23 protein-coding genes, 1 pseudogene and 1 riboswitch are annotated in these 26999 nt (G+C 74.5%); of the genes and pseudogenes, 11 read left to right on the top strand and 13 right to left on the bottom strand.

What is annotated here, in order from left to right; translation table 11 throughout:
* From E6R62_RS28470 to E6R62_RS28460, 3 genes are all read right to left on the bottom strand, one after another.
* A partial coding sequence (locus E6R62_RS28470; RefSeq protein ID WP_136216349.1) for a TerD family protein occupies window positions 1-587 on the bottom strand: 587 nt, incomplete at its 3' end.
* Between the two features lie 53 nt (window positions 588-640).
* Window positions 641-859, bottom strand: coding sequence for a hypothetical protein (locus tag E6R62_RS28465; protein WP_136216348.1), 219 nt, complete (start codon window positions 857-859; stop codon window positions 641-643).
* Window positions 860-997: 138 nt separating this feature from the next.
* Window positions 998-2524 carry an aldehyde dehydrogenase (NADP(+)) gene (locus tag E6R62_RS28460; protein ID WP_136216347.1) on the bottom strand — a complete coding sequence of 509 codons (1527 nt, stop codon included), beginning with the start codon at window positions 2522-2524 and terminating at the stop codon, window positions 998-1000.
* 154 nt (window positions 2525-2678) lie between these two features.
* Between E6R62_RS28460 and E6R62_RS28455 the strand changes: the two genes are divergently transcribed.
* From E6R62_RS28455 to E6R62_RS28425, 7 genes are all read left to right on the top strand, one after another.
* On the top strand, window positions 2679-3491 hold the full coding sequence (locus tag E6R62_RS28455; RefSeq protein ID WP_136216346.1) for an IclR family transcriptional regulator: 813 nt from the start codon (window positions 2679-2681) through the stop codon (window positions 3489-3491).
* Window positions 3492-3625: 134 nt separating this feature from the next.
* Entirely contained in the window at window positions 3626-4630 is a 1005-nt protein-coding gene (locus tag E6R62_RS28450; protein ID WP_136216345.1) for a hypothetical protein, read from the top strand.
* 158 nt (window positions 4631-4788) lie between these two features.
* A complete protein-coding gene (locus E6R62_RS28445) occupies window positions 4789-6069 on the top strand; it encodes a sensor histidine kinase (RefSeq protein WP_240801959.1) in 1281 nt (426 codons plus the stop codon).
* The gene (locus tag E6R62_RS28440) at window positions 6066-6731 is read left to right on the top strand and encodes a response regulator transcription factor (RefSeq protein ID WP_136216343.1); all 666 of its coding nucleotides are present in this window, start codon (window positions 6066-6068) and stop codon (window positions 6729-6731) included. Before E6R62_RS28445 ends, E6R62_RS28440 begins: the two co-directional genes overlap by 4 nt.
* A gap of 62 nt (window positions 6732-6793) precedes the next feature.
* The gene (locus E6R62_RS28435; protein ID WP_136216342.1) at window positions 6794-8242 is read left to right on the top strand and encodes a penicillin-binding protein 2; all 1449 of its coding nucleotides are present in this window, start codon (window positions 6794-6796) and stop codon (window positions 8240-8242) included.
* A gap of 63 nt (window positions 8243-8305) precedes the next feature.
* Window positions 8306-8797: a GNAT family N-acetyltransferase gene (locus tag E6R62_RS28430; RefSeq protein ID WP_136216341.1), complete on the top strand. Its 492-nt coding sequence runs from the start codon at window positions 8306-8308 to the stop codon at window positions 8795-8797.
* 75 nt (window positions 8798-8872) lie between these two features.
* Complete coding sequence (locus E6R62_RS28425; RefSeq protein ID WP_136216340.1) at window positions 8873-9583, top strand: DsbA family oxidoreductase; 711 nt, start codon at window positions 8873-8875, stop codon at window positions 9581-9583.
* Between the two features lie 126 nt (window positions 9584-9709).
* On the opposite strand, the gene E6R62_RS28420 is transcribed toward E6R62_RS28425, so the two are convergent.
* Window positions 9710-10777, bottom strand: a complete 1068-nt coding sequence (locus E6R62_RS28420; RefSeq protein WP_136216356.1) for an alanine--glyoxylate aminotransferase family protein — start codon at window positions 10775-10777, stop codon at window positions 9710-9712.
* A gap of 64 nt (window positions 10778-10841) precedes the next feature.
* On the opposite strand from E6R62_RS28420, the gene E6R62_RS28415 reads away from it, so the two are divergent.
* Window positions 10842-12002 (top strand): amidohydrolase family protein, encoded by a 1161-nt coding sequence (locus E6R62_RS28415; RefSeq protein ID WP_240801958.1) that lies wholly within the window; start codon window positions 10842-10844, stop codon window positions 12000-12002.
* Window positions 12003-12199: 197 nt separating this feature from the next.
* Window positions 12200-13114 carry an SCO1860 family LAETG-anchored protein gene (locus E6R62_RS28410; protein ID WP_136216339.1) on the top strand — a complete coding sequence of 305 codons (915 nt, stop codon included), beginning with the start codon at window positions 12200-12202 and terminating at the stop codon, window positions 13112-13114.
* A gap of 203 nt (window positions 13115-13317) precedes the next feature.
* On the opposite strand, the pseudogene E6R62_RS28405 reads toward E6R62_RS28410, so the two are convergent.
* Window positions 13318-14219, bottom strand: a pseudogene (locus tag E6R62_RS28405) (CapA family protein); the annotation flags it as partial.
* Window positions 14220-14513: 294 nt separating this feature from the next.
* Window positions 14514-15935 (bottom strand): Rv2231c family pyridoxal phosphate-dependent protein CobC, encoded by a 1422-nt coding sequence (gene cobC, locus E6R62_RS28400; RefSeq protein WP_240801957.1) that lies wholly within the window; start codon window positions 15933-15935, stop codon window positions 14514-14516.
* A gap of 119 nt (window positions 15936-16054) precedes the next feature.
* Here cobC and E6R62_RS28395 point away from each other — a divergent pair, with 119 nt between their 5' ends.
* A complete protein-coding gene (locus E6R62_RS28395; protein ID WP_136216337.1) occupies window positions 16055-16828 on the top strand; it encodes a ZIP family metal transporter in 774 nt (257 codons plus the stop codon).
* A gap of 2 nt (window positions 16829-16830) precedes the next feature.
* On the opposite strand, the gene E6R62_RS28390 is transcribed toward E6R62_RS28395, so the two are convergent.
* The 7 genes from E6R62_RS28390 to E6R62_RS28360 form a co-directional block, all read right to left on the bottom strand.
* Window positions 16831-18213, bottom strand: a complete 1383-nt coding sequence (locus tag E6R62_RS28390) for a cobyrinate a,c-diamide synthase (protein WP_136216354.1) — start codon at window positions 18211-18213, stop codon at window positions 16831-16833.
* 11 nt (window positions 18214-18224) lie between these two features.
* Window positions 18225-18824, bottom strand: coding sequence for a cob(I)yrinic acid a,c-diamide adenosyltransferase (cobO, locus tag E6R62_RS28385; protein WP_136216336.1), 600 nt, complete (start codon window positions 18822-18824; stop codon window positions 18225-18227).
* Entirely contained in the window at window positions 18824-20935 is a 2112-nt protein-coding gene (locus tag E6R62_RS28380; protein WP_136216335.1) for a putative cobaltochelatase, read from the bottom strand. The genes cobO and E6R62_RS28380 overlap by 1 nt, the downstream gene beginning before the upstream one ends.
* A gap of 109 nt (window positions 20936-21044) precedes the next feature.
* Entirely contained in the window at window positions 21045-22592 is a 1548-nt protein-coding gene (locus E6R62_RS28375; protein WP_136216334.1) for a cobyric acid synthase, read from the bottom strand.
* Window positions 22589-23596 carry a cobalamin biosynthesis protein gene (locus E6R62_RS28370; protein ID WP_136216333.1) on the bottom strand — a complete coding sequence of 336 codons (1008 nt, stop codon included), beginning with the start codon at window positions 23594-23596 and terminating at the stop codon, window positions 22589-22591. Before E6R62_RS28370 ends, E6R62_RS28375 begins: the two co-directional genes overlap by 4 nt.
* Before the next feature lie 58 nt (window positions 23597-23654).
* Window positions 23655-23740, bottom strand: a riboswitch (cobalamin riboswitch).
* A 153-nt stretch (window positions 23741-23893) separates the two neighbouring features.
* Window positions 23894-24115 carry a hypothetical protein gene (locus E6R62_RS28365; RefSeq protein ID WP_136216332.1) on the bottom strand — a complete coding sequence of 74 codons (222 nt, stop codon included), beginning with the start codon at window positions 24113-24115 and terminating at the stop codon, window positions 23894-23896.
* 28 nt (window positions 24116-24143) lie between these two features.
* Window positions 24144-25403, bottom strand: coding sequence for an inorganic phosphate transporter (locus E6R62_RS28360; protein ID WP_136216331.1), 1260 nt, complete (start codon window positions 25401-25403; stop codon window positions 24144-24146).
* Window positions 25404-25744: 341 nt separating this feature from the next.
* Between E6R62_RS28360 and E6R62_RS28355 the strand changes: the two genes are divergently transcribed.
* A complete protein-coding gene (locus E6R62_RS28355; protein WP_136216330.1) occupies window positions 25745-26902 on the top strand; it encodes a S9 family peptidase in 1158 nt (385 codons plus the stop codon).
* The last annotated feature ends 97 nt before the right edge of the window (window positions 26903-26999 follow it).

Below are 26999 nucleotides of genomic sequence, written 5' to 3'. Positions count from 1 at the left end.
GCGGGGGCCGCCGCGGGCATCGGCGGGGCGGCGGCGGGGACGGGCGGGGCGGAGGGGGCGGCCGCGGGCATCGGCGGCGCGGCCGGCTCCTCGACCGAGACCCCGAAGTCCGTGGCGATGCCGGCGAGACCGTCGGCGTACCCCTGGCCCACGGCGCGCAGCTTCCATACGCCGCCGCGCTGGTACACCTCCACCACCACGAGGGCGGTCTCCGTGCCGAGCCGCGGCGGTGTGAAGGTGGCGATCACCGCGCCGCTCACGGCGTCCCGGACGGTGGCGGTGGGCTCGATGCCCTGGAAGGTCTGTCCGGCGGCGTCCGGACTGGCCGTGACCACGATCCGCTCGATGCCCGGCGGCAGGGCGGAGGTGTCGACGGTGATCGAGTCGGGAGTCGAACCGCCGCCCGACCGGTAGCTCACACCGGGTCCGGACGGCTGGTTGTAAAAGATGAAGTCGGCGTCCGAACGCACCTTGCCGTCCGCCGCGAGGAGGAGTCCCGACACGTCGAGCCGCACCGGGGCAGCCACATCGATCGTCACGCGGACGGTGTCGAGCGGCAGATTGGAACCAGGGGTCATAGCGGTCATGCCGGGAGAACGACCGACACGGCTTTGCCGTTCCCTTACCCTCGCACCACTTCTCAGCTGCGGTTGCGCGGATGGTTCCGGGCCGTGCGCTCGTTGCCGAACTTGTACGCGCCGGTCCAGCGGGCCATGACCAGTTGGGGGTCACCGGACTCCACCTCGGCGAGGAACTTCCCGGCCCGGGCCCCGCGCAGGGTGCCCGCGGCGCGGCCCAGGTGGGTGATGACGAGGCGGTCGCCCTGTCTTTCGTACGTGAACCCGTGCGGCTTCGGCATGGGCGGCAGCCTGCCCTGCCGGGGGCGGAGGCGGCAACGGATTTGGCCCGCAACCCCTTCGCGCCGCCCCGGGCCCGCAACCCTTCACGCCGCCCCGCCCTCGGTCGCGCCGTCGAATCCCGCCGGCGGCTCCCGGCCTCAGGTCCCCGTGACCCGCCGCGGCAGTCCCAACGGGTTGCCCTCGCGCAGCTCCGCCGGGAGCAGCGCGTCCGGCACCGATTGGTAGGCCACCGGCCGCAGCCAGCGCTCGATGGCGGTGGCGCCGACGGAGGTGGAGTGCGAGGTCGCCGCCGGGTAGGGGCCCCCGTGGTGCTGGGCCGGCGCCACCGCGACCCCGGTCGGCCAGCCGTTCACGACGATACGGCCCGCCAACCCGGTGACCTGCGCGATCAGTTCGGCGGCCGGTCCGGGCGCGCCCCGGGTCTCGGCCTCCGAGAGCTGGAGGGTGGCGCTCAGGTTCCCGCCGAGCCGGCCCAGCAGCTCGGCCGGCTCGCGCCCGTCCGCGTACCGGACGACGACGCCCACCGGGCCGAAGCACTCCTCAAGGAGCACCTCGTAGGACGGGCCGCCGTCGAGGAGGGTACGGGCCGGCACGGTCAGGTACCCGGCGGCGACGGCGTGTTCGCCGGCCGGACCCGGTGGGACGGGCGCCTCGACACCGGGCAGGGCCGACCGCTCGCGCACCCCGGCGACGAACGCGTCCCGCATCCGGTGGTCCAACAGCACCCCCGGACCCGTCTCGCCGAGCGCCTTGCCGAGCGCGGCGGCGAGGCGGTCGCCGTCCGGGCCCTCCGGGACCAGGACGAGGCCCGGCTTCACGCAGAACTGGCCGACGCCGAGCGTGAGCGAGCCCGCGAGCCCCGTGCCGATCTCCTCGGCGCGCTCGGCGACCGCCGCCGGGGTGACCACGACGGGGTTAAGGGAGCCCAGCTCGCCGTGGAAGGGGATCGGCACGGGCCGCGCGGCGGCGGCGTCGAAGAGGGCTCGTCCGCCCCGGATGGAGCCGGTGAACCCGGCCGCGGCGACGAGCGGGTGGCGGATCAGCTCCAGCCCGGCCCCGAAGCCGTGGACGACCGACACGACATCGGCCGGCAGTCCGGCCCGCAGCGCCGCCCGGCGCAGCAGCGCGGCGCACAGTTCGGAGGTGGCCGGGTGGTCGGGGTGCGCCTTCACCACCACGGGGCACCCGGCGGCCAGCGCGCTCGCGGTGTCCCCGCCGGGCACGGAGAAGGCGAGCGGGAAGTTGGAGGCGGCGTAGACGGCGCTCACGCCCAGCGGCACCTTGTAGCGGCGCAGTTCGGGGCGCGGCGGACTCAGTGAGGGGTCGGCGCGGTCGATGCGGATGTCGAGGTAGGCGCCCTCCTCGACGGCGTCCGCGAAGGCCCGCAGCTGGCCGGTGGTACGGGCGAGTTCGCCGGTGAGGCGGCCGGGGCCGAGGGCGGTCTCGGCGTCGGCGGTCTCGACGACCTGGTCAGCGGCCCCGTCGAGCAGGTCGGCGGCCGCGCGCAGGAAGGCGGTGCGGGCGGCGCGGTCGGCGAGCGCTCCCCGGGCGGCGTGCGCCGCGCGTACGGCCGCGTCCACCTCCCCTGGTGTGGCCTCCGCCGCAACCTGCCCCCGCTGCTTCCCGGTGCGGGGGTCCACACTCCAGACTGGTGTTGCTGCCATGGCGCACTGCCTCCTGGATCTACGCTGACCCGCGCGGTGTCGTTCAGTATTCTGAACGCCGTTCCGAAGGATGAATGATCACATCCAGCGTGGACTCTATTTCCGCGTCTTCCCGGTTGACAAGGGAAACGAGACAAGAGGGGCACGAAGGCCGATGACCACAGGTGATGGCGGGGCGCCGGGGGACCAAGGGGCCGAAACGGGCGGTACGGGGGCGCCGGCGGCCGTCAAGTCGGCCGTACGGACGGTCATGCTGCTGGAACACTTCGCGGCCCGGCCGGGGCTGCACAGCCTCGCCGACATCCAGCACGACCTCTCGCTCCCCAAGTCCAGCCTCTACATGCTGCTGCGCACGCTGGTGAACCTGGGCTGGGTGGAGACCGACGCCACGGGCACGCGGTACGGCATCGGGGTGCGGGCGCTGCTCGTCGGCAGCTCCTACATCGACGGCGACGAGGTGGTGGCGGCGGCCCGGCCGACCCTGGACCGGCTCTCCGACGACACGACGGAGACGATCCACCTCGCCCGGATGGACGGCACCAGCGTGGTCTACCTCGCGACCCGGCAGTCCCAGCACTACCTGCGGCCCCTCACCCGGGTCGGGCGCCGGTTGCCCGTGCACTCGACCGCGCTCGGCAAGGCGCTGTTGGCCACGTACACCGACGACGAGGTGCGGGGGCTGCTGCCGCGACGGCTGGAGGCGGTCACCGAACACACCATCACCGACCGGGACCGGCTCGTGGACGAGCTGGCGTTGGTGCGGGAGCAGGGGTACGCGGTCGACCGGGAGGAGAACACCCTCGGACTGCGCTGCTTCGGGGTGGCGGTGCCCTACCGCACCCCGGCGCGGGACGCGGTCAGCTGCTCGGTGCCGGTCGCCCGGCTGACGCCGCAGCACGAACAGACCATCAAGGCGGCCCTGTTCGAGGCGCGCGACCGGCTGTCGGTGGTGACGCGTCGGATGTGACGCGTCGGCGGGAGTCGGGTGTGACGCGTCGGACGGGGGGCGTCGGCGGAGGTGGGGATTCCTCCCCCGGGCGGGGGAGGCGGTTCACCTTCGAGGGGGAGGCGGCGGGGCGGGGCGCACGCGACCGTTGGGGCATGACGACACGAGCCACCCGCACCGGCGGGACGACGTACGCGACACGGCCGCCGACCTGCGGCCCGGGGTCCTCCCGACCCGGGGCCGTGGGACGGGTCCTGCAAGTGGCGGCCTTGGCCGCCACCGTGCCCTACCTGTGCCTCAAAGGCGCCTGGCTGGCGGGGAGCCGCATCGGGATACCGGACGGCAGCGTGCTGCTGGAGCCCGGCGTGTTCTTCAAGGTGGCGAACGCCGTCACGCTGGTCATGGACTCGGCCGTCATCGTGCTCGTGCTGGTGCTCACCCGGCCCTGGGGCGTACGGGTGCCGTCCTGGCTGCTGACCGTCCCGGTGTTCATCGCCACCGGACTGCTCGTGCCGATCGTCGTGGCCTTCCCCGCCCAACGCCTCATGGGGGCCCTGGGATTGGGGCCGGACGCCGCGGCGCGGGCGGCGAAGGAGCCCTTCCTCCACCCGTGGGTGTTCGACGTCGTCTACAGCGGCTTCATCGTGCAGGCCATTGCCCTGACCGGGTTGTTCGTCCCCTATGCGCGGCGGCGCTGGGGCCGGCGGTGGCAGGGCGTCCTGGGGGAGCGGCTCCCGTCACCCACGGGGGTGGTGGCGGGAGCCGCGGCGGCGACGGCCGTGGCCGTGGCGGCCGTGGAGCTCTCCTGGGCCTTCGGTGGCACGGCCGGGCTCAGCGCGTCACAGATCGCCCAGTACGATCCGCAGACGGGCGCGGTGTTCGCCACCCACGCGATGTGCGCGCTGGTCGCGGGGGCGGGAGCGGTGACCCTGGCCCGGGGCGGAGCCCGTCGGGCCCGGGTGGTACTGGCCGTGGCGTGGGCCGGTGCGGCGGCTGCGGCGTGCTGGGGTCTGTGGCTGCTGATCGGCGCGTGGGGCGCCACCGGTCCGGGAGAAGCGGTCACCACCGCGATGTTGCTGACCTACACCGCCCAGATGGTCACCGGCCTGCTCGCCGCCGCGGTCCTGGTCCGGTTCCTCGCCTCACGCCGGACCGGGTGAGAGGGACCGGCACGGGCGGCAGCGGGCGGAGGGGCCGGATCGGACAGGGCAGGGCGAGGCAGGACAGGGCAGGGCAGCGCAGGGCACGGGCGGACGGGTCGGACGGGGGAGTCGGGATGCCGGGGGGCAACGGGCCGCGGAGGTGGGCGGCGGCCGGCGTGGGCCCGCTGCTGGGGGCACGGGCCCGGCGGCGGTGGGTACACCTGATCCTCGGCGGGGCCCTGCTGATGCCGTACTTCCTCCTCGCCGAGGTGGTGGTCGGTCTCATGGCGGGCGTGGGCAACGTCCTCGGCTCCCCCCGGTTGACCTTCGCCGCCTATGGCGCCTCCCTGCCACTGGTCGCCGCGACCGCCGTCTTCGCGCTCGTGCGGCCGATGTCGGTGGGAGCGGTACGGGCCTTGTGCGGGGTGCCGGGCGAGCGGCTGGCGGACGGGCCGGCCCGGACCTGGCGGGCGCGGGGGCGGACTTCGGCCTGGTGGACGCTCCACCTGGGGGTCGGCGCCGCCGTCAGCGGGATGAGCCTCGCGGTGCCGCCCATGGCGGTGGTGCTGATCGCGCTGCCGTTCGTGCCGCGGCTGCGGGAGGTGCCGATGGGGGACGGCTGGTTCGCCGCCGCCGCCGCGCCGTACACCGCCCCGCTGCTCGGGATCGGGCTGCTGTGCGGGCTCGTGCTGTGCGCCGCCGCGGCCGGGGCCCTGCTGGCCCGGGCGGCGCCCGTCCTGCTCGGGCCTACCGCCGCCGACCGGTTGGCGGCGGCGGAGGAACGGGCCGCCGACCTGGCGGTGCGCAACCGGCTCGCGCGGGAGTTGCACGACGCCGTCGGGCACGCGCTGAGCGCGGTCACCCTCCAGGCGAGCGCCGCCCGGCGGGTGCTGGACGACGACCCCGGCTTCGTACGGGAGGCGCTGGCCGCGATCGAGGACACCACCCGGCGCACGGTCGGCGAGCTGGACGCGGTCCTGGGCCTGCTGCGGGAGGGCGACGGCGTCGACGGGGCGGCCGGACCGGGGCCCGCGCCGACGCTCGCCGCGGACCTCGACGGTCTGCTGGCCCGGTCCCGGGCCGCCGGTGTCCCGATCACCGCCCACCAGGACCCCGGGCCGCCCGGGGACTGGGCCCGGCTCCCCGCGCTCGCCTCCCGCGAGGGGTACCGGATCGTCCAGGAGGGCCTGAGCAACGCCCTGCGGCACGGTACGGGCCCGGTCGAGCTGTGGATCGCCGTACGGGGCGACGAGGACGGCACCCGCCGTGAACTGGAGATCACCATGACCAACCCGCCGGACACCGCCGACGGTGCGAAGCCCCGGGGCACGGGGGGCCGCGGACTGCGCGGCGCCGCCGAGCGGGCCGCCCTGCTCGGCGGCCGCGTCGAAGCCGGACCCGACGGCGGGCGGTGGCGGCTGCGCGCCGTCCTCCCGCTGGGCGGGGAGGAGCGATGAGCCGGCCGCCGCTGCGCGTCGTGCTCGCCGACGACGAGCGGATGGTCCGGACCGCCCTGCGCGTGATCCTGGAGGCCGAACCCGACCTCGACGTCGTGGGCGAGGCCACCGACGGCGCCGAGGCGGTGTCCCTGGTGCGCGCGCTGGCCCCCGACGTGGTCCTGATGGACGTCCGGATGCCCGGGATCGACGGAATCCGCGCCACCGAACAGATCCTCGCCACCATGGCCGAGCCGCCCCGGATCGTCGTCGTCACCACCTTCGAGAACGACTCCTACGTCTACGGGGCGCTGCGCGCGGGCGCCGCCGGCTTCCTCCTCAAGCGCGCCGACCCCGACGAGCTGATCGGCGCCGTACGGCTCGTCGCGCGCGGGGATTCCCTCCTCTTCCCCGCCGCCGTCCGCTCCCTCGCGGCCACCCACGCGGCCGGTGCCCCCTCGGCCACCGCCCCCTGGGTGCGCCGGCTGACCGATCGGGAGGCCGACGTGCTGCGCCTGATCGCCACCGGCCTGTCCAACCACGAGGTGGGCGAGCGCCTCGGCGTCGGGCCCCAGACGGTGAAGACGCACGTCGCCGCCATCCTCGCCAAGACGGGCTCCCGCGACCGCACCCAGGCGGTGATCGCGGCCTACGAGGGGGGCTTCCTCATGAGGAAAGGCTGAGAACCCGGCCACAATCGGGGCAGAGCGGAACGTCTGACGCCGCTCGCACGTCTTTCCCGAGGATGAACAAGACGATCAGGCGCGCGTCGGTCTTCTGTCTGCTTCTGGTGGCGGCCCTCTTGGTACGGGTCACCTGGGTGCAGGCGTACCAAGGCCAGGCGCTCGCAGACGACAAGCACAACCGGCGCAACCTCATCGGGCAGTACGAGAACCCGCTGGGGAACATCATCGTGGGCGGCGAGGCGATCACCGGCTCGGTGAAGACCGGCGGCAAGGACTTCCAGTACAAGCGCGCCTACGTCGACGGCCCCCTGTACGCGCCGATCACCGGCTACAGCTCCCAGGCCTACGGCGTGAGCATGCTGGAGGGCGTCTACAAGAACGTCCTCAACGGCTCCGACAGCCGGCTGAAGACCCCGATGGACATCCTCACCAACAAGCGTGCCGACCCGGGCAACGTGCTGACCACCATCGACAAGGGCGTCCAGAAGGCGGCCTACGACGCGCTGCAGGGCAAGCAGGGGTCCGCAGTGGCCATCGACCCGGCGACCGGGCAGATCCTCGCGATGGTGAACAACCCCTCCTTCGACCCGGGCCGGATCGCCGGTGCCACCGACGAGCAGGCCTGGAAGGAACTCTCGGCCGACCAGGGCAAGGCCATGGAGAACGTGGCGCTGCGCAAGCCGCAGGCGCCCGGCTCCACCTTCAAGCTGGTCACCATGGCCGCCGCCATCGAGAACGGCCTGGTCTCCGACATCGACGCGCCCACCGGCATCCCCGGCGCGTACACGATCCCGGGCACCCGTACCGCCCTGCCCAGCGAGGCGGGCAACGACGGGTGCAACAACGTGTCCGTGCGCACCGCGCTGCGCCTGTCCTGCAACAACGTCTTCGCCGAACTGGCCTCCAAGCTCGGCCAGGACAAGATGCGGGCGATGGCGGAGAAGCTGGGCTTCAACAAGGAGACCGCCACCCCGGTCACCGCCCGACCCGCGAGCAAGTACCCCTCGACGAAGATGTCGATCGACCAGGTCGCGCAGACGGGTATCGGCCAGTTCGACGTCCAGGCCACGCCGCTCCAGATGGCGATGGTGACGGCGGCGATCGAGAACGGCGGCAAGCTCGTGGCCCCGCACATGGTCTCGGAGGTCACCGATTCCGGCGGCACCGTGCTGGAGAGCTTCAAGGACCCCAAGTCCGAGCAGGTCATGAGCGCCAAGACCGCCTCGATGCTCCAGGACGCGATGCGCACCGTCGCCACCCAGGGCGGCGGCAAGCCCGCGCAGGTCGCGGGCGCCGAGGTAGGCGGCAAGACGGGCACCGCGCAGCGCGGCGTGAACAACAGCCTGCCGCCGCTCGCGTGGTTCACCTCGTACGGGAAGGCCGACGGCAAGCAGATCGCGGTCGCGGTGGTGATCGAGAACTCGGACACCGACCGTTCCGAGATCGGCGGCGGCAGGCTGGCCGCGCCCATCGCGCAGAAGATGATGGGGGCGTGGCTGAAGAAGTAGCCCTCCTCGTGCCAGGGCCGCCGCGCCGGGAACCGACACGGTTCCCGGCGCGTTCCCATACCCATGATCAGAACCGCGCGCCCCCAGGACCTCGACGCCATCGCCGCCCTCCACACCCGGGCCCGTGCGACCTACTACCAGGGCCGTGTCCCCCAGGAGGTCTACGGGGGCGAGGCGGAACTCGCGCGATGCCGCGAGGGCTGGGCCCGTGCCCTCGTGCGGGCGGGCGCCGAGGGCGGGGTGTTCTGCGCCGAACAGGACGGCGTGCTCACGGGGGTCGCGGCCTTCCGCACCGCCGACGGGGAGAGCACGCTCACCCAGCTCCACGTGGACCCCGATCACTGGCGCCGCGGCACCGGCGCGGCCCTGCACGCCGCCTGCCTGGATGCCTGGCGTCGGGCGGGAGCGGCCAGGGCCCGCCTGGAGGTGTACGAGCACAACCTGCGCGCGCAGTCCTTCTACGCCGCCCTCGGCTGGCGCCCGGAGCCCGAGGCGGCCCGGTCCGGCAGCCACGTCACGCTCTGGCTGCGGGTGGGGGCCGTGTCCGGGGAATGAGACGTTCCGCCGGTTGGTTGAAACGGGAACCGTCCGGCCTCCCGGCCGGCTTCCGCGACCGAGAGAAGAAGGATCATGCGCGTCGAGATCTGGAGCGACATCGCCTGCCCGTGGTGCTACATCGGCAAGGCCCGGTTCACCAAGGGGCTGGCCGAGTTCGCGCACCGTGACGAGGTGGAGGTCGTCTTCCGGTCGTTCGAGCTCGACCCGCACGGTCCCAAGGGCGTGACCGCGCCGGTCGTCGAGATGCTGGCCGCCAAGTACGGCCGCACCCTCGACGAGGCGCGCGGCATGGAGGAACACGTGGCCGCCAGTGCGCGCGGTGAGGGACTGGCGTACCGGGTCGAGGGGCGCGACCACGGCAACACCTTCGACATCCACCGCCTGCTGCACCTCGCCGCCGCCCGCGGCCGCCAGGAGGAACTGCTCGACCTGGCCTTCCGCGCCAACTTCGCACAGGAGCGCAGCGTCTTCGAGCCCGAGGTGCTGGTCGCGCTCGCCGTCGAGGCCGGCCTGGACGAGGCGGAGGCCCGTACGGTCCTCGCCGACGACTCCGCCTACGCCGAGAACGTGCGAGCCGACGAACGAGAGGCGGCCGAACTCGGAGCCAACGCCGTGCCGTTCTTCGTCCTCGACCGCCGCTACGGCATCTCCGGCGGGCAGCCCGCCGAGGTGTTCACCCGGGCGCTGGAACAGGCGTGGGCCGGCCGTGAGGTGACCTCGCCCGGGGCCGCCGACGGCGAGGCCTGCGAGCCCGACGGGGCGTGCGCCGTCCCCCGTCCGTAGGTCCGATCCGCGGGGAGTTTCCGCCGGCACGGGCCCCGGCCCCGGCCCCGGGCCTGGGGCCGCGCCCCGTGCCGGCGACCTCGGCGCGGCCGGGGACCCGGCCGGACCGGCTGTGGCGGCGGCGGCCTACCAGGCCGCGGCCGCCGCGGCGAGCGCCGGCGTCGGGTCGACCGACAGGGCGGAGGCCAGCGCCGTCAACGACGCCCGCACCGACTCCGGGGAGGCCGCCGGGCCGTAGTGGTTGACCCGGATCATCTCCCGGGCCAGAGCCCCGCCGCCCGCCGCGAGCGGAGCCGTCGGGTCCGCCGCGAGCGCCTTGGCCACCACCTCGGAGGCGTCCGCCACCCGCAGGGTCGTCGCCACCGGCGCGGCCTCCACGGCCACCGGGACGTAAAGGGCCACGCCCAACGCCGTCGCGCCCGCGCGGGTCGCGGCGGCCGCGGCCGCGTGCCGGCCCGCCACCGCCGACAGCCCCTCGGCGGCGATCCGGTCCAGGCAGGCCTCCAGCGCCAGCATCTCCAACTGGGCCGGGGCGTGCGGCAGCGCGGTACGACCGGCGTCGATCCAGCGCTCCTTCCAGTCCAGCAGTGACAGGTACGAGCGCCGGGGGGCGGCCGGGTTCTGCGCGAAGCGGGCCCAGGCACGCTCCGAGACCGACACCGCCGACACCCCCGCCGGGCCGCCCATCGCCTTCTGCCCGCCGATCACGCACAGGTCCACGCCCCACGCGTCCGGGAGCAGCGGCTCGGCGGCCACCGAGGCCACCGCGTCCAGCATGAACAGGGCGCCGTGCGCCCGGACGGCCTCGCCGATCTCCGCGACCGGGTTGGTGTTGCCGGTCGCGGCCTCGGCGTGCACCAGCGACACGAAGTCGATCTCCGGGTGCGCGGCCAGCGCCCGGGCCACCTGCTCCCCGGTGACGGCGGTGTGGAAGGGCACCGCCAGGTCCACCACCGTCGCCCCGCAGTCGCGCAGCCAGTTGCCGAAGGTGGTCCCGTAGGGCCCGGTCACGATGTTCAGCGCCGTCGAACCCGGGCGGGCCCCCGAGCGGATGCACGCCTCCAGCGGCAGCAACGCCTCACCCTGGGTGATCACCACGTCCTGGCCGGTACCGAGCAGTTCCGCCACCCCCCGCTCGATCGACGCGAAACGGGCGGCGGTCAGCGGCGGCAGGTCCAGCAGGGGGTGGGTCACGGCGGTGCTCTCTTCGTCCGGGGTCACCGGCCGAGCCTACCCAGCACGGACGTAAGGTGCCGCCATGAGCGATGCGCGTGAGGTGAGCGGGGCGGGCCGCCCCGGCGGTGGGTCGGGAGGCGGCCCCGGGAGCGGGTCCGAGGGCGAAGTGCTGCACGTCAAGGGGCGGGTGCTCGTCGGACCCGACGACGTGCGCGACGAACTGTGGGTGATCGGCGGCCGGATCTCCTACGAGCGCCCGCGCGCCGCCCGCGAGATCACCACCGTCACCGGCTGGACCCTGCCGGGCCTGGTCGACGCGCACTGCCACGTGGGCCTCGACGCCCACGGCCCCGTCGACGCCGCCACCGCCGAACTCCAGGCGCTCACCGACCGCGACGCCGGCACCCTCCTGATCCGCGACGCCGGATCACCCTCGGACACCCGCTGGATCGACGACCGCGAAGACCTCCCGAAGATCATCCGGGCGGGCCGGCACATCGCCCGGACCCGCCGCTACATCCGCAACTACGCACACGAGATCGAGCCGGCCGACCTGGTCGAGTACGTGGGGCGCGAGGCGCGGCGCGGCGACGGCTGGGTCAAGCTCGTCGGCGACTGGATCGACCGCGACGCCGGCGATCTGACCGCCTGCTGGCCCCGCGCGGAGGTCGAGGCCGCCATCGCCGAGGCGCACCGCCTCGGAGCCCGCGTGACCGCGCACTGCTTCGCCGAGGACTCGCTGCGCGACCTGGTCGAGGCGGGCATCGACTGCGTGGAGCACGCCACCGGGCTCACCGAGGAGACCATCCCGCTGTTCGCCGAGCGCGGGGTCGCGATCGTCCCGACCCTGGTGAACATCGCGACGTTCCCGAAGCTGGCGGCGGGCGGCGAGGCGAAGTTCCCGGCCTGGTCGGCGCACATGCGGCGGTTGCACGAGCGCCGGTACGACACCGTACGGGCCGCCTACGACGCGGGGGTCGCGGTCTACGTCGGCACCGACGCGGGCGGCTCCCTGCCGCACGGCCTGGTCGCCGCCGAGGTCGCCGAGCTGGTGAAGGCCGGCATCCCGGCGTCGGCCGCCCTGTCCGCCACGGCCTGGGCGGCCCGCGAGTGGCTCGGCCGGCCCGGGTTGACCGAGGGCGCGCCGGCCGACCTCGTGGTGTACGGATCGGACCCCCGGGTTGACGTACGGACTCTGGCGCAGCCGCTGCGGGTGGTGGTCAACGGCGGCATCCGGGCGTGAGAGAGGGGAACTCCCGTTCCTCCTGGGGTAGATGATTCGCACACCTGGTCGGAAACCACCCTTTGGGGTGAAGTCACCTCAGGTATACCCCCGTTCACCCACAGTGCTTAAAGAATCCGAGGGTCGAAGCCGTCGGCGTGCGCGATGTCCCCCATTGGCCGCGCTACGGCGCCCATCTCCCCGGGGGTTCCACCATCTTGAACAGCAACACCTTCCGCATGCCCGCGGCCGCCCTGCTCGCCACGGGGGCGGTGGCCCTGCTCACCGCGCCGGCCGCCTTCGCCACCACGGGCGGCGGCGGAGCGGCGGGCGAGGGCAAGGCCGGCGCCGTCGTCCTGCGCGCCGGACTCGACGTCGGCCTGCTGAACAAGGCCGTCCACGTACCGCTCCAGGCCACGCTCAACGAGGTCGGCGCCCCGGCGGCGGCCGAGAAGACCGCCCTGACCGTGACCGTCGACGGCGCCGAACAGGGCAACCCCGTCAGTGTCCTGCGGGCGGACGTGGCCACCGCCAGGGCGACCGCGGACGCACGCCGGGCGCAGGCCGAGTCGAACCTCGCCAAGGCCTCGGTGCACGTGCCCGGACTCCCGCAGCTCTCCCTGATCCAGGTCGAGAAGGTCACCTCCACGGCGGTGTGCGAGGCCGGGCACCAGCCGGTCGCCACTTCGAACGTGCTCGGCGCCGTCACCGTCCTCGGCAAGAAGGTCACCCTGTCGGCGGGCGGCCCCACCGAGGTCGAGGTGCCCGGGGTCGGCCTGGTCGACCTGGAGCTGTCCGGTACGCGGACCACCTCCACCACGGCCGCCGCGGCCGCGCTGCGCCTCAAGGTCTCGGTGAATCCGCTGAAGCTGAACGTGGCGCAGGTCGAGGGCGAGATCGTGCTGGCCGAGGCACATTGCGAGGCCCCCGCGGGCCCCGCACCGAGCGCGTCCGCGCCCCCGCCGGCGGACGTCAAAACGCAGACGGTGAGCGGCTCGACGACACCCGTGCGCGCCGACCTCGCCGAAACCGGGAGCGGTTCGGCGACGCCCTATGTGGCGGGCGGCGCGCTGCTGCTGCTCGGCGTCGGCGCGGGCGCGCTGATCGTCACCCGGCGCGGCAGGGCCTCGTAGCGCCGCAGGCCGGCGGCCCGACCCCCGGGCCCGGGCATGGGGCTATCGCGTGGCGTGACCCAACCCCGGGCGCTCGCCCCCCGGGAGGTCACGGCGGCGGTGACCTGCTCGTCGACGCGTGCGTGCTCGCTTCGCTTGGCGGCGGTCAGGGAGTCGTCGGCGGCGGCGCAAGAGGCACAGACGACGCGGAACGGAGGCCGCATGTCCCAGTACTGGGTGAGGTATTCGGCCTTCACCACCTCCCAGCGACCCGGGTGCGCGGCGGCCGGAGCGAAGATGAAGCGGGGCACGGAGGACATGTTGCCGCGCAGTTGCCCGGGCTCGTGGAAGCCGGCGACCTGGTCGCCCATGCCGAAGACCACCCACGTGCCGTTGATCTTCTCGTAGGGCTGCGGCACGTGGTTGTGCGTTCCGATGATCAGATCGATGTCGGGCAGTCCGTCGGGGCCGCGAGAGCCGGTCAACGCCTGGGCCAGGTCGCTCTGTTGCCGGTCGGGCGCGGTCTGCCACTGCGTGCCCCAGTGGACGCTGAGGACGACGACGCCGGCGCCCGCCGCCCGGGCGGCGGGCGCCGGCGATGATCCGCTTCTGGTCGATGAGGTTGACGGACCACGGCTTGCCGGCCGGGAGCGGGATGCCGTTCGTCCCGTAGGTGTAGTCCAACTGGGCGACCTTGGCGCCGCCGGCCCGAAGCACGGCGGGCGCGCCGGCGTCCTCGGTCGTCCGGGCCGAACCGACGTGCTCGAGGCCGACGCGGTCGAGGTGGTCGAGGGTGCGGTCGGTCCCGCGTCGCCGTCGTCCAGGGTGTGATTGGCGGCCGTTGAGCAGCTGTCGTACCCGGCGTCCTTGAGGGCGTCGGCCAGCTGGTGCGGGGCCTTGAAGGCGGGATAGCCGGTGTAGGGGCCGCCGGGGGCCCGTACGGTATCTCGTGGTGGCCTATCGCGAGGTCGGCGGCGGAGACGATCGGCTTGACCCCCGCGAGTATCCTGCGGAAGTCGGGGCTCTGACCGGTGCCCTTCGCGTCGTCCGCCGCGCGTTGGATGATCGAGGGGTACGGGATCAGGTCCCCGGTCGCCACCAGGGTGAACGGCTTCCCGGCGGGCGCCGCCGGGGCGTCCCGCGCGGGTTTCGCCCCGAGCCGCTGCTCGGCGGCGCCGCGGCCCCCTGCGGGAGCACCGGTACGGCGTACACCGCCCCGCCCACCAACGCCGGCCCTCCCAGGGCCGCGCCTGCCTTCCCCGCTGCCTTCATCGTCGTACCCCCGTGACAATCGCTACCGCCACCGAAGGCCGATCCTCGCGCACCCCTCCCCCCGCCGCCACGCGACCCGTCTACACCCGGACCGGGCGGTACGCGTGGGGCCGGGGCGCCGGCCCGGCGTGGTCCGGGCGTTCGGGACCTAGTGCGCGGCCAGGGCCAAGGCGTGATCGAGGGCCTGGAGGAGGCGGCCCGTCGTGGGGCGGTCGCGGACCGCGAGGCGGAGCCAGGACGCGTCCAGGCCAGGGAAGGTGTCCCCCCGGCGCACCGCGAAACCCAGGGCGCGCAGCCGGGTACGGACCTGCTCCGCGCCCGGCACCCGGATCAGGACGAACGGCCCCTGGGCCACCCCCGACACCGAGACCTCCTCGAACTCCGCGAGCCCCGCCAGCAGATGCGCCCGGTCCACCGCGATCTGCCGCGCCGCCGCCTCCGCCTCCGCCAGCGCCTCCGGGGTCATGCAGGCCTGGGCCGCCACCAGGGCGGGAGTGCTCACGGGCCAGAGCGGCTGCGCCGCCGCCAGCTTGGTGATCACCTCCGGCTCGGCCAGTACGTACCCGATCCGCAGCCCGGCGAGCCCCCAGGTCTTCGTCAGGCTGCGCAGCACCACCAACCCCGGCACGTCCGTCCGCCCGGCCAGCGCCTCCCGTTCGCCCGGGACGGCGTCCATGAACGCCTCGTCCACCACCAGGATGCGGCCCGGGCGCGCCAGCGCCGCGAGGGTGGATGCCGAGTGGAGCACGGAGGTCGGATTGGTCGGGTTCCCGACCACCACCAGGTCCGCGTCCTGCGGTACCGCCGCCGGGTCCAGCCGGAACCCGTCCGCCGCCCGCAGCACCACCCGCTCCACCCGGTGGCCGGCGTCCCGCAGGGCCGCTTCCGGCTCGGTGAACTGCGGATGCACCACCACCGGCCGCACGGCCCCCAAGGCCCGCGCGATCAGCACGAACGCCTCCGCCGCCCCCGCCGTCAACAGCACCCGCTCGGCCGGCAGCCCGTGCCGCTCCGCCACGGCCGCGCGGGCCGCCCGGCCGTCCGGGTAGGCGGCGAGATCGCCGAGGGAGGCCGCGATCCGCTGCCTGAGCCACTCCGGGGGCGTGTGAGTACGTACGTTGACCGCGAGGTCGACCAGCTCCCCGTCCGCGTCGCGGACCTCGGCGTCCCCGTGATGGCGCAGGTCGTGCCCCTGCGCGGTGGCCACCGCACAGGTCGCCGCGACCGACCGGCGTTTGGGTACGAGGAGTTCCCCGCCGCCCGCGAGGGCCGCCGCCTCCGCCACCGAGCCGGTGCCGACGGCGTCGAGCGCCGCGTCCGAGGGGTGCGGTACCGGGATCGTCGCCAGCTTCTCCGCGGGATAACCGAGCAACGGCACGCCGAAACGTTTCGCCGCGCCCGCGATCCCCGCCTCCCTCGTCTTCGGCTCCACCGTGGCCAGGGCCGTCACCGCGTCGGTAGCCAGCCCCGCCCCCCGCAACGTCTCCTCGACCAGCGCACAGACCTCCGCCACGGAGACCCCCGCACGTCCGCCCACCCCGACCACCAGCCGGGTCGCGTACTCGCCCACCGAAGCCCTCCCTCCGTCGTCCTGTCGAGTCATTGTCGGGCCGCCGTCACCAAAACGTCTCCGCCCCCACCCCGCGCGGGGAAGTGCGCGCGGCGCCGCCAGTCGGTATGCAGTGGCACATGGCCGTGATCGTGGCGTTGGGCGCGTTCCTGATGACCCTGGCGGGCGGATGGACGGCGCAGCACGTCACCGACCGGCGCCACCTCGTGCTGGGGCTGGCCGGCGGGCTGATGCTCGGGGTCGTGGGCCTCGACCTGCTCCCCGAGGCGATGCGGGCCGCGGGCCGCGAGGTGTTCGGGGTCCCGCTCGCGCTGCTGCTCTTCGTCACCGGATTCCTGCTCGCGCACGTCGCCGAACGCCTGCTCGCCGTACGACAGGCCGCGCACGGCGCCGAGAACGGCGCCCCGCGCGCCCACGAGCCCGCCCGGGCGCACGATCGGGCCGGTGCGCACCGCGCTCCCGAGGTCGGACTCGCCGCGGCCGCCGCCATGGTCGGCCACAGCCTCGCCGACGGGGTGGCCCTGGGCGCCGCCTTCCAGGTCGGCGGCGGGATGGGCCTGGCCGTGGCCCTCGCCGTCGTCACGCACGACTTCGCCGACGGGTTCAACACCTACACGCTCACCAGCCTGTACGGGAACGCCCGGAGGAAGGCGCAGATGATGCTGCTCGCGGACGCGGCGGCACCGGTCGTGGGCGCCCTCTCCACCCTGCTGTTCACCCTTCCGGAGGAACCGCTCGGGGCCTACCTCGGCTTCTTCGCCGGAATCCTGCTCTACCTGGCCGCCGCCGAGATCCTGCCCGAGGCACACCACCGGCACCCCGCCCTGTCCACGCTGTTGTGCACGGTGGGCGGGGTGGCCGGTATCTGGCTCGTGGTCGGCCTCGCGGACTGAGCTCACGGCCGAGCCGCCGCCGCTTCCGTGAGCCGCCGGGCGACGGACGGCTGCGCCGCCCAGTGCGTGTGCAGGTAGCTGGCGTGCACACCGCCTCGGACGAAGCCCTCGACGCGACGCTCGGGATGGGTGAAACCCCAGGCGGGGGCCGCTCCGGCGCCCGGCTCGATCACCGTCCGGTGGAACTCGTGTCCCCGCAGCCGGGTCCCGGCGGCGGCGAGCACGCTGTCCGACACCGCCACCGCCTCGCGGTAGCCCAGGGTGAGGCGCTCCGACATCCGCGCGTCGGCGTCGAGCACCCCGCACATCGGCTTCCCGTCCAACGACCGCGCCAGGTACAGCAGCCCGGCGCACTCGGCCGCGACCGGGCCGCCCGCGGCGGCGAAGTCGGCGACGGCACGGCGCAGCGGCGCGTTGGCGGAGAGCTCGGGCGCGTACACCTCGGGGAACCCGCCGCCGATCACCAGGCCGGTGGTGCCCTCGGGGAGGGCCTCGTCCCGCAGCGGGTCGAAGGTGACGACGTCCGCGCCCGCGGCGCTCAGCAACTCGGCGTGCTCGGCGTAGGAGAACGTGAACGCCGCGCCGCCCGCGACGGCCACGACGGGCCGCCGTCCCGCGGTGGGCGGTTCGAGTCCCGCCGCCGGGGGCGCCGCGGGGGACCGCCCGCCCTCCGGGGACCACGCCTCGCACTCCAGCGGCGGAGCCGTACGCGCCAGGGCCATCAGGGCCTCCAGGTCGCACCCGGCCCGCACCTGGTCCGCCAGCGCCGCCACCGCGGCCAGGGCGTCGGCCCGCCGCTCCGCCACCGGCACCAGTCCCAGGTGCCGCGACGGCGCGGCCACCTGCGGCGCCCGCCGCAGGACGCCCAGGACCGGCATCCCGGCCTCCTCCAACGCCTCCCGCAGCATCACCTCGTGCCGGTCGGAACCGACCTTGTTGAGGATCACCCCGCCCAGGCGCACCCGGGGATCGAACGAGGCGAAGCCGTGCACCAGCGCCGCCACCGACCGCGACTGCGAGGACGCGTCCACCACGAGCACCACCGGTGCCCGCAGCAGCTTCGCGACCTGCGCCGTCGACGCCAGCTCACCCCGCCCCGCGGCCCCGTCGTACAGCCCCATCACGCCTTCGACGAGGGCGAGGTCGCATCCGGCCGCGCCGTGGGCGAACAGCGGAGCGACCAGCTCCGGTCCGCACATGAAGGCGTCCAGGTTCCGCCCCGGCCGGCCGGTGGCCAGCGCGTGGTAGCCGGGGTCGATGTAGTCGGGCCCGGCCTTGTGCGGGGACACGGCGAGGCCGCGCCCCGCGAAGGCCGCCATCAGGCCCGTCGCCACGGTGGTCTTGCCGCTGCCGGAGGACGGCGCGGCGATCACCAGCCGCGGCATGTGGAGCGAGGTCACCACTCGATGCCCCTCTGGCCCTTCTGGCCGGCGTCCATGGGGTGCTTGACCTTGGTCATCTCGGTGACGAGATCGGCGAACTCGACCAGCTTGTCGGGCGCGTTGCGGCCGGTGATGACCACGTGCTGGGTGCCCGGACGGTCGCGCAGCACCTCGATCACCTCGTCCACGTCGATCCACCCCCAGTGCATCGGGTACGCGAACTCGTCCAGCACGTACAGCCGGTGCGTCTCGGCGGCCAGGTCCCGCTTGACCTGCTCCCAGCCCTCCTTCGCCGCCTGCTCGTTGTCGAGCTGAGCGTCGCGCTGCACCCAGGACCAGCCCTCGCCCATCTTGTGCCAGACGACCGGGCCGCCCTCGCCCGAGGCACCGAGCACCTTGAGCGCGTTCTCCTCGCCGACCTTCCACTTCGCCGACTTGACGAACTGGAACACCCCGATCGGCCAGCCCTGGTTCCAGGCGCGCAGCGCCAGCCCGAAGGCCGCCGTCGACTTCCCCTTGCCCGGGCCGGTGTGGACGAAGACGAGCGGACGGTTGCGGCGCTGGCGCGTCGTGAGCCCGTCGTCCGGAACGACGGACGGCTGTCCCTGCGGCATTACGCGGCCCTCCTGTTGGGGGTGGTGTTCGAGGTCACTGAGGTACGTACGTTCTTCACCAGGCCGGCCAGCGAGTCGGCCCGCAGCCCGTCGAGCGTGACGGCCGGCCCGCCGAGGTCGGCGGCCAGCGCCGCGGCCAGACCCAGCCGGACCGGGCCGCTCTCGCAGTCCACGACCACCGAGGCCAACCCCTGGGCCGCCAGCATCCGCGCGCTGCGCCCGGACAGCTCGCGCGGGTCCCCGCCGAGCGCGCCCGCCGACGTCGCCCGCCCGTCGGTGACGACCACGAGCAGCGGCCGGCGCGAGGGGTCCCGCAACCGCTCGATCCGCAGCACCTCGTGGGCCTTCAGCAACCCGGCGGCCAGCGGGGTCCGCCCGCCGGTCGGCAGCCGCTCCAGCCGGGCCGCCGCCGCGTCCACGGAGGAGGTCGGCGGCAGCGCCAGCTCGGCGCCCGAACCGCGGAAGGTGATCAGGCCGACCTTGTCGCGGCGCTGGTAGGCGTCCAGCAGCAGCGACAGCACGGCGCCCTTGACCGCGCTCATGCGCTGCCGGGCGGCCATCGAACCCGAGGCGTCGACGAGGAACAGCACGAGGTTGCCCTCGCGGCCCTCGCGGGTCGCCTGCCGCAGGTCGTCCGCCCGCACGACCAGCCCGCGTCCGCTGCGCCCGCGCGCCTTCTGGTGCGGCGCGGCGGCCTGGACGGTCGCGGCCAGGTGCAGCTTCGTCAGCTGCCCCCGTGGGCGCCGGGCGCCGGTGGTGCGGCCGTGCGCGGTCCGGGCGCGGGAGCGGCGCCCGGCCGCGCCCTCGCCGAGGCCGGGCACGCTGAGCACCTTGGTCCGGAACGGCTCGGCGGCCCGTACGGGTGCCTGTTCGGGCCCGCCGGCGCCCTCGGGGGCGGCGGGAGCGGTGCTCGGCTCGGGTGCTTCCCGCGGCCCGGGCGCGTCGGGTGCGTCGGGCCCCTGAGCGGCGTCCGGCGCCTCGCCCTGCGGGGGTACGCCGCCACCTCCGTCGGGACCGCCGTCACCCGGGCCGTCGTCGCCCGGACCGCCGTCACCGGGGCCTTCGTCGTCGGGCCCTTCCGGCTCGGGTTCGGGCTCCTCGTCCGGGAACCGGTCCAGGATCTCGTCCAGCTTGTCCTCGTCGAGGCCGGGCGCGTCGAAGGGGTTGCGACGGCGGCGGTGGGGGAGTGCCAGCAGCGCGGCCTGCCGTACGTCCTCCTTGCGCACCTCGGTCCGCCCCGCCCAGGCGGCCAGGGCCGTCGCGGTGCGCGCCATCACGATGTCGGCCCGCATGCCGTCGACCTCGAACCCGGCGCAGGTGGCCGCGATCCGCAGCAGCGAGGTGTCGTCGAGCACGACCTTCGGCAACAACGCCCGCGCGGCGACCACCCGGGCCCGGATCTCGCGTTCGTCGTCCGCCCAACGGCCCGCGAAACCGGCCGGGTCGTCCTCGTAGGCGAGCCGGCGGCGCACCACCTCGACGCGCTGGGCCGGCTCGCGCGAGGCCGCGACCTCGACGGTGAGCCCGAACCGGTCCAGGAGCTGCGGGCGGAGCTCGCCCTCCTCGGGGTTCATCGTGCCGACGAGGAGGAAGCGGGCCGCGTGGCGTACGGAGACGCCCTCGCGCTCGACGTAGGAGGCCCCCATCGCGGCGGCGTCCAGGAGCAGGTCGATGAGGTGGTCGTGGAGGAGGTTGACCTCGTCGACGTACAGGATGCCGCGGTGGGCGTCGGCGAGCAGGCCCGGCTCGAAGGCCTTCACACCCTCCGACAGGGCCCGTTCGATGTCGAGGGCGCCGACCAGGCGGTCCTCGGAGGCGCCGACGGGCAGTTCCACCATCCGCGCGGGGCGGACCGTGCCGCCCCCGGGCTCGTGCGGGCCGTCGGGGCAGGCCGGGTCCGGCGCCGCGGGCGCGCAGGAGAACCGGCAGCCGGGCACCACGTCCACCTGCGGCAGCAGCGCGGACAGCGCCCGCACGGCGGTGGACTTGGCGGTGCCCTTCTCGCCGCGCACGAGCACGCCGCCGACCGCCGGGCTCACGGCGTTGAGCAGGAGCGCCAGGCGCAGGTCGTGCTGACCGACCACGGCGGTGAACGGGTAGGGCGTGCTCATGTGGTGGCCCCTCCTTCGTGTGTGGGGGTGTGCGTGCGCGAGTGGGCGGGGTGTCCGGGGGCGGGCGTGGGTGCGGCCGGGTCGTGGGCGGCGCGCGGGGCCGGCCCCCTCACGGGGCGCCCGGCGGGAGGAACGGGAGTCCGGCGGGCGCGCCCGACTCGATCAGCCCCAGCAGCGCACCGGTGTCGGCGTGTTCCTCGATCAAGTCCCCCAGCAGGTCGAGCTGCTCCTCGCGCAGCGCGGCGAAGGAGGTGTCGGGGGAAGGGACGAAGCGGCGGCCGGCGGCCGCCGCGACCTCCCGAAGGAACGCCCGGCGGAAGCCGTCCGACTCCAGCGAGCCGTGCCAGTGGGTGCCCCACACCTCACCGACCCGGCAGCCGTCCAGGAACGGCTCCCCGCCCAGCACCTCGGCGACCCCGTGGTGGATCTCGTACCCCTCGACGGGCTCGCCCAGCGCCGAACCGACCGGCCGCGCCAGGGTCTTCTCCGCCGCGAACCGCACCCGGACCGGCAGCAGCCCGAGGCCCGCCACCGCCCCGGCCTTCGACTCGACCTCGTCCTCGATGTGCTCGCCCAGTGCCTGGAACCCGCCGCAGATGCCCAACACGGGCCGGCCCTCGGCGGCCCGCCGGACCAGCGCGTCGGCGAGCCCCCGCCGCCGCAGCCACTCCAGCGCCCGCACCGTGCCGCGCGTTCCCGGTACGACGACCAGGTCCGCGTCGGCCAGTTCCTCGGCCCGCTCCACGAACCGGACGACCACGCCCGGTTCGGCGGCCAGCGCGTCCACGTCGGTGAAGTTCGACATCAGCGGCACCGCGCACACCGCGACCCGCAACACGTCCTCGCCGATCGGCGGGGCCACCACGGACTCCCGCACCGCGCCCCGCAGCGAGGCCCGCCCCCAGCCTCCGGCCGGGGGGACCCCCATGCCGTCCTCCTCGTCGATGCCCAGCCCGTGCCGGTACGGCAGCACGCCGTACGTGGCCCGGCCCGTCAGCCCGCGCAGCATCTCCATGCCGGGCTCCAACAGCGAGACGTCGCCACGGAACTTGTTCACCAGGTAGCCGGCGATCAGCGACTGGTCCTCGGGCGACAGCAGCGCCGTCGTCCCGAAGAACGAGGCGAAGACGCCGCCCCGGTCGATGTCCCCGACCACCACGACCGGGAAGCGCGCGGCCCGCGCGATGCCCATGTTCACGATGTCGGTCCGGCGCAGGTTGATCTCGGCCGGACTGCCCGCCCCCTCGCAGATCACGGCGTCATACGTGCCCCGCAGCTCCTCCAGGCAGTCCGTGACGACCCCGAGCAGCCGCTCCTGGCGGCCGCCGTGATAGCCCCGGGCGCTCATCTCGCCCACCGGCTTGCCCAACAGCACCACCTGGCTGCTGCGGTCACTGCCCGGCTTGAGCAACACCGGGTTCATCAGCGCCGTCGGCTCCACGCGCGCGGCCTGAGCCTGCATCGCCTGGGCCCGGCCGATCTCCGCGCCCTCGCGCGTGACGAACGAGTTCAGCGACATGTTCTGGGCCTTGAACGGCGCCACCTTCACGCCCTGTCGGGACAGCCAGCGGCAGATGCCCGCCGTGACCACGCTCTTGCCCGCGTCCGACGTGGTCCCCGCGACCAGCAGACCGCCGCCGCGCTTCGAGCCGCTCATGCCCGCCCCTTCCCCGATTGCCGGGCCGGCGACCCTGCCGGCCTCCCTGCCGATCGCCCTGCCGACCACCGCGTCACCGCACACCGCAGTGCCACGCACGTCCCCAGTGCCACCCACGTCACCCGCCGCGACAGCCGTACCGCCCGCTCGATGTCCGCCACCTCGACCGGCCGCCCGGCGGCGCCGTTCAGCACGGCCCGGTGCTCCACCCGGCCGCCGTACGCGAGGGTCCCGCCCAGCCGTACGCCCAGCGCCCCCGCGAAGGAGGCCTCCACGGGACCGGCGTTGGGGCTCGGGTGCGCGGCGGCGTCGGCGCGCCAGGCCCGCACCGCCCCCCGCCGGTCGGGTCCGGCCACCACGGCGGCGAGCGCGGTCAGCCGCGCTCCGGGCCAGCCCGCGACATCGTCGAGCCGGGCGGAGGCCCAGCCGTAGCGCAGGTGGCGCGGCGACTTGTGGCCCACCATCGCGTCCAGGGTGTTGACGGCACGGAACGCCAGCAGTCCGGGCACGCCCGCGAGGGCGCCCCAGACCAACGCCCCCACGACCGCGTCGGAGGTGTTCTCGGCGACCGACTCCACGACCGCGCGGGCCAACTGCTGCTCGTCCAAGGCCTGCGGGTCGCGTCCGCACAGGTGAGGCAGCCGCTCCCGCGCCACCTCGGCGTCCCCGGCGGCGAGCGCCCCGCCGATGGCGCGGGCCTCCCGGCCGAGCGAGGTGCCGCCGACGACGGCCCAGGTGGCGGCGGCGGTCAGGGCGATTCGGGCGGCCGCGGGCCGGGAGCGCACGGCGCGGGCGCCGAGCACGCCGAGCGCTGCCGCGCCCCCCGCGCATACCAGGGTGTGGACCACGCCCCGTCCCCGGTCGTCGCGCCACAGGGCGCGTTCGAGGGTGGCGGCGGCTCTTCCGAAGGCGGCCACGGGGTGCCCCCGGCGCGGATCACCGAAGATCCGGTCGCCGATCAGGCCCGCCGTGGCGCCGTACGCGAATACGCGATCGGCACGCATGGTGGCAGTTGTGTCCTCGCTCAGGGTCCGCGCCCTGGTTCGTGGTGTCCGGTGGCGAGAGTTCCTGGCTCCCGGGACGCACGGACCGCGTGCGCTCCCGGTGACAGTGGCGGGACCGCGCCGGATTCGCACCGGACTTCCTCTCCATGCCGCCGTATTGGCTCGGGCAGTCCACCACGCACCGCGAACGCCCGTCAACTTGCCGTTGACCTGCGGCGGGGGCGTGGGGCGGCCGGGGCCGGGGTATGCGAAAGCTCCCCACGGGCATCCCGCGGGGAGCTTTCGACGGCGGTCGCGTCAGCTGACGATCAGGTAGATCGCGTAGGCCACGGCGATGCCGCAGAGCGCGAAGCAGGCGTACGCGCCGCCGCGGGCCGCGGTGGCGGTCCCGCCCTGCTCGGTGGCGGCCTCGTGCCTGGAGAGGCCCACCAGGCCCAGGGTGAACAGGGCCACGAGGGCGACGGTGGCGGAGAGGCTGACCCCGAAGACGGAGCCGAGTGCTGCCCAGTCGATCTTCATACCGCTGATTCCTCTGTCGTTCTCGGGGTCAGACCGCCGCGGCCGGAGCCGCGGGTGCCGGGGCGGCCGCCGGGATGGTGGCCTTGAGGTCCTCGTCCGTCACCGCGGCGGTGGTACCGGCGGCGGCGATCGGCGGGACGGTGACGGCGGCCATGGCCGTGGTGACGACGCCGGGCGCCTCGGCCGGCTCGGCCTCCGTGACGTTGTGGTGGTCGACGACCTGGCGGCGCGAGATGAACCAGATCGCGGCGCATGAGGCGACCAGGAAGACCACGACGGCGGCGACGCCCACGTTGCCGGTGCGCATGACCATCTCGGCGCCCGCGCCGACCAGGGCGGCGGCGGGCAGGGTCAGGCCCCACGCGATGAACATGCGGGTGGCGGTGGACCAGCGGACCACACCGCCCTTGCGGCCCAGACCCGCGCCCATGACCGCGCCGGAGCAGGCGTGGGTGGTGGAGAGCGAGAAGCCGAGGGTGGAGGAGGCCAGGATGACGCTCGCGGCCGAGGTCTGGGCGGCGAAGCCCTGCTGCGGGTGGAGGTCGGTCAGGCCGCTGCCCATGGTGCGGATGATGCGCCAGCCGCCCAGGTAGGTGCCCGTCGCGATGGCCATGCCGGCGGAGACGATGACCCAGACCGGCGGGTTCGCACCGGAGTCCAGGGCGCCGCCCGCGACGAGCGCGAGCGTGATGATGCCCATCGTCTTCTGGGCGTCGTTGGTGCCGTGGGCGAGGGAGACGAGACCGGCCGAGGCGATCTGACCGGCGCGGTACCCCTTGGTGGCGGTCTTGCCGCCGACCTTGCCGCCGAGCTTGTACGTGAGCCGCGCGGCGAGCATCGCGGCCACACCGGCCACGATGGGAGCGGCGACCGCGGGGATGAGCACCTTGGTGACGACAACGCTGCCGTTGACCGCGCCGAGGCCGGCCGAGGCCACCGCCGCGCCGATCAGGCCGCCCATCAGGGCGTGGGAGGAGCTGGAGGGAAGCCCGACCAGCCAGGTGACGAGGTTCCAGAGGATCGCGCCGACCAGGGCGGCGAAGATCACTTCCGGCTGGATGCCCTCCTCGTTGACCAGGCCCTTGGAGATCGTCTTGGCGACCTCCACGGACATGAACGCGCCGACGAGGTTGAGTACGGCGGACATGGCCACCGCCGTCTTGGGCTTGAGAGCGCCGGTCGAGATGGTGGTCGCCATCGCGTTGGCTGTGTCGTGGAAACCGTTCGTGAAGTCGAACACGAGAGCGGTGATGATCACGATCCCGAGGAGAAGCGTTATGTGCTCCATTTACCCAGGCTTCTGTTTGGCGTCAGTGGTTAGGCGACCGTAGGCAACCTGAGTGAACGGAAGATGAACTGGGGGAGGTCGGGTGGTGTCCCACCCCGGGGCGTGATCGGCGCCTTCCTCCCGATTCAGCCCCAGATCCAGCGAAAAGTGCACGTCACGATGGGTGAACGGCTCTCACGGGGAGGTGTCCCGGGCGTCCCTGTGGTCCCTCGCGCCCCTCCCGACGAGACCCAGATCACGTTCGCCGGAAGCCGGCCGGAACTGTTACCGGCCGTTACCCCGCAATTGCGGAATGGCCGCCTCCGGTGGCCTCGGCGCCGTCGCGCCCCGACACTGGAGCGGTGCGTACCGCCACAGCGACGGCAGCGGCCGTCACCACGACCCTGATCGGTGCCGGCGCCGCCGTGGTCGCGGCCGGCCGGTACGCCGCCGACGCCGCCCTGCGGCCCGAACCCGGGCGCCCCCTGCCCGGCACCCCCCGGCTCACCGTCCACTCCACCGCGGCCGGCCGGGTCGCGCTGACCCTCCCCCGACCTTCGGCCGGGGGTGCCCCCGTGCTCGCCTCGCTGCGCCCCGGCAGGTACGGCCTGGACGCCCCCGGCGTGCACGCGGTGGTCGGCCCGGTCCTCGCCGACGTCCCGCACGGCCCCGACACCGTCGTGCGCCGGCTGCTTGCCGTCACCCACGGCAGCCTCGACCCCGGTACCCGGGTCGCGCTCACGCCGCAGGTCCACCTCGGAAACCCGCGCACGGCCCTCGGGCTCGACCACGCCGACATCGACCTCCCCGGCGAACTCGGCCCGCTGCCCGCCTGGTTCGTCCCGGCGGCCCGCGACACCTGGGTCATCACGGTGCACGGACTCGGCGGCACCCGCGAGCACCCGATGGTCGTCATGCCGTTCCTGCACCGTTACGGGCTGCCCGTCCTCGACCTCGCCTACCGCGGCGACGTCGGCGCACCCCGTTCCCCGGACGGTCTCGGCCACCTCGGCGAGTCGGAGTGGCGCGACGTGGACGCCGCGATCCGCTACGCCCTGCGCTACGGCGCCCGCCGCGTGATCCTGTACGGCTGGTCCACCGGCGCCACCATGGCCCTGCACGCCGCCGAGCGCTCGGCCCTGGCGGGCCGGATCTCCGGTCTGGTGCTGGACTCCCCGGTGCTCGACTGGCACACCACCCTGCGCGCCCTGGCCGCGGCCCGACGCACGCCGGCGCCGCTGATGCCGTTCGTGGTCCGGGCCGCCGAAGGCCGTGCGGGTCTGCGCGTCGACCGGCGCCCCCCGGGCGCGGACCCCGGCGCGCTGCGGATGCCCGTGCTGATCTTCCACGGGCCCGACGACACGATCGCCCCCTGGGGGCCCACCCGTCGGCTCGCCGAGGCCCGCCCGGACCTCGTCACCTTGAAGGCGGTCCGGGACGCACCGCACGGCGCGATGTGGAACGCGGCCCCGGAGGACTACGAGGAGACCCTGCGCCGCTTTTTGACCCCTCTTATGTGAAAGCCCTGTGGCAGACGGGAACACGTGGTGGTCTTGTCCCGAAATGCCTGCTCGATGATCGGTGGAAGCGGCCCGTTCCGTTTGGGCTTTCGGCCAG

The sequence above is a fragment of the Streptomyces sp. A1136 genome (assembly GCF_004795055.1).
Classification (GTDB): Bacteria; Actinomycetota; Actinomycetes; order Streptomycetales; family Streptomycetaceae; genus Streptomyces.
Note: the sequence above shows the minus strand (reverse complement) of the source record. Positions and strands in the feature narration are given on the sequence as shown.

What these genes read in the sequence shown, in the direction of transcription:
- E6R62_RS28415 (WP_240801958.1), top strand. Translation starts at nt 10,842, where the DNA reads ATGAGCGATGCGCGTGAGGTGAGCGGGGCGGGCCGCCCCGGCGGTGGG.
- E6R62_RS28370 (WP_136216333.1), bottom strand. Translation starts at nt 23,596, where the DNA reads ATGCGTGCCGATCGCGTATTCGCGTACGGCGCCACGGCGGGCCTGATC.
- E6R62_RS28435 (WP_136216342.1), top strand. Translation starts at nt 6,794, where the DNA reads ATGAACAAGACGATCAGGCGCGCGTCGGTCTTCTGTCTGCTTCTGGTG.
- E6R62_RS28460 (WP_136216347.1), bottom strand. Translation starts at nt 2,524, where the DNA reads ATGGCAGCAACACCAGTCTGGAGTGTGGACCCCCGCACCGGGAAGCAG.
- E6R62_RS28465 (WP_136216348.1), bottom strand. Translation starts at nt 859, where the DNA reads ATGCCGAAGCCGCACGGGTTCACGTACGAAAGACAGGGCGACCGCCTC.
- E6R62_RS28440 (WP_136216343.1), top strand. Translation starts at nt 6,066, where the DNA reads ATGAGCCGGCCGCCGCTGCGCGTCGTGCTCGCCGACGACGAGCGGATG.
- E6R62_RS28390 (WP_136216354.1), bottom strand. Translation starts at nt 18,213, where the DNA reads ATGCCGCGGCTGGTGATCGCCGCGCCGTCCTCCGGCAGCGGCAAGACC.
- E6R62_RS28365 (WP_136216332.1), bottom strand. Translation starts at nt 24,115, where the DNA reads ATGAAGATCGACTGGGCAGCACTCGGCTCCGTCTTCGGGGTCAGCCTC.
- E6R62_RS28360 (WP_136216331.1), bottom strand. Translation starts at nt 25,403, where the DNA reads ATGGAGCACATAACGCTTCTCCTCGGGATCGTGATCATCACCGCTCTC.
- E6R62_RS28450 (WP_136216345.1), top strand. Translation starts at nt 3,626, where the DNA reads ATGACGACACGAGCCACCCGCACCGGCGGGACGACGTACGCGACACGG.
- E6R62_RS28375 (WP_136216334.1), bottom strand. Translation starts at nt 22,592, where the DNA reads ATGAGCGGCTCGAAGCGCGGCGGCGGTCTGCTGGTCGCGGGGACCACG.
- E6R62_RS28380 (WP_136216335.1), bottom strand. Translation starts at nt 20,935, where the DNA reads ATGAGCACGCCCTACCCGTTCACCGCCGTGGTCGGTCAGCACGACCTG.
- E6R62_RS28455 (WP_136216346.1), top strand. Translation starts at nt 2,679, where the DNA reads ATGACCACAGGTGATGGCGGGGCGCCGGGGGACCAAGGGGCCGAAACG.
- E6R62_RS28395 (WP_136216337.1), top strand. Translation starts at nt 16,055, where the DNA reads ATGGCCGTGATCGTGGCGTTGGGCGCGTTCCTGATGACCCTGGCGGGC.
- E6R62_RS28430 (WP_136216341.1), top strand. Translation starts at nt 8,306, where the DNA reads ATGATCAGAACCGCGCGCCCCCAGGACCTCGACGCCATCGCCGCCCTC.
- cobO (WP_136216336.1), bottom strand. Translation starts at nt 18,824, where the DNA reads ATGCCGCAGGGACAGCCGTCCGTCGTTCCGGACGACGGGCTCACGACG.
- E6R62_RS28425 (WP_136216340.1), top strand. Translation starts at nt 8,873, where the DNA reads ATGCGCGTCGAGATCTGGAGCGACATCGCCTGCCCGTGGTGCTACATC.